Origin of the sequence: Streptomyces sp. 130 (assembly GCF_007096885.1) — a bacterium.
In the GTDB taxonomy this organism is placed as follows: Bacteria; Actinomycetota; Actinomycetes; order Streptomycetales; family Streptomycetaceae; genus Streptomyces.
Genome location: NZ_VJNO01000103.1, coordinates 1 through 1282, shown reverse-complemented (window position 1 = coordinate 1282; position 1282 = coordinate 1). Strand labels below are relative to the sequence as shown.

At 72.8% G+C, this 1282-nt stretch carries 1 protein-coding gene; it reads left to right on the top strand.

The window, feature by feature from the left end; all coding sequences use genetic code 11:
* Positions 1–1282 (top strand): condensation domain-containing protein (locus tag FKN01_RS32175; protein WP_313906191.1); only part of this gene is annotated, 1282 nt, incomplete at both ends.

Here is a 1282-nt window from a genome sequence, read left to right as displayed (position 1 = left end):
CCGCAACCCCGACAGAGGACATCCGCCGGCACCTCGCCAACCAGCTCCCCGAGCACATGGTCCCCCCCTACCTCACCGTCCTCGCCCGCCTCCCCCGCACCCCCCACGGCAAAATCGACCGACGCGCCCTCCCCCAACCCGCAACCACCCCCACCCACGGCCGCCCCCCACGCAACCCACTGGAAGAGGTCACGGTCGCCCTGTTCAGCAAGGTGCTGGGCACACCGGGGCCCGTGGGTGTCGAGGACAGCTTCTTCGCCCATGGCGGGCACTCGCTGCTGGCGGCCCGCCTCACCAACCACCTCGCCGACGTGCTGGGCGTCCGGCTGACCATCCGGGACGTGTTCCAGCACCCCACACCCGCGCGCCTCGCCCAGCACATCGCCACCCTCGACGGCCGGCCCGCGCTTCCGCCGATCACCGCCGGGGCCTGGTCCGGTGACGGCGACGCACCCGTGTCCTTCGCCCAGCGCCGGCTGTGGCTGATGGCCGAACTGGACGGCGGAAGCGCCGCGTACAACGTGCCGATGGCCATGCGGACGGCCGGTCCGCTGGATGCCGGACTGCTCGAAGCGGCGCTGCACGACGTGCTCGTACGCCACACCCCGCTGCGGACCGTGTTCGCCACGGTCGACGGCGAACCGCGCCAGCACGTCGTACCGGCCGCAGACGCCCATGTGCCCGTCGAGTGCCGCGAGGTGACCTCCGGCGAGCTGGACCGCGCCATGGCCGAGGCCGCGCGCCATGTCTTCGACCTCCGCACCGAACTCCCCGTCCGGGCGACCCTGTTCGAGGTCGATGACGACTCCTGGGTGTTCCTGCTCCTGGTCCATCACATCGCGACGGACGGCCGGTCCACCGGTGTGCTTTTCGATGACCTGTCCCGGGCCTACGAGGCGCGGAGCGCGGGCGTGACCGCGAGCGTCCTGGAACCGCTGCCGGTGCGGTACGCGGACTACGCAGTGTGGCAGCAGCGGGTGCTGGGGGCCGCCGACGACGCGGACAGCGTGCTCTCCCAGGAGCTGGCGTTCTGGCACAAGGCGCTGGAAGGGCTCCCCGAGGAGCACGCCCTGAACCTGGACCGCCCGCGCCCCGCACGCGCCTCGCACCGGGGCGGTCAGGTCGAAGTCGCCCTGGATGAAGATCTGTTCGAGCGTGTCGGGGAGCTGGCCCGGGCCGAGGGGTGCACCCCCTTCATGGTCGTCCACGCCGCGCTCGCCGCAGCCCTCACCCGCCTCGGCGCCGGCACCGACCTCGCCATCGGCTCACCCGTCGCCGGCCG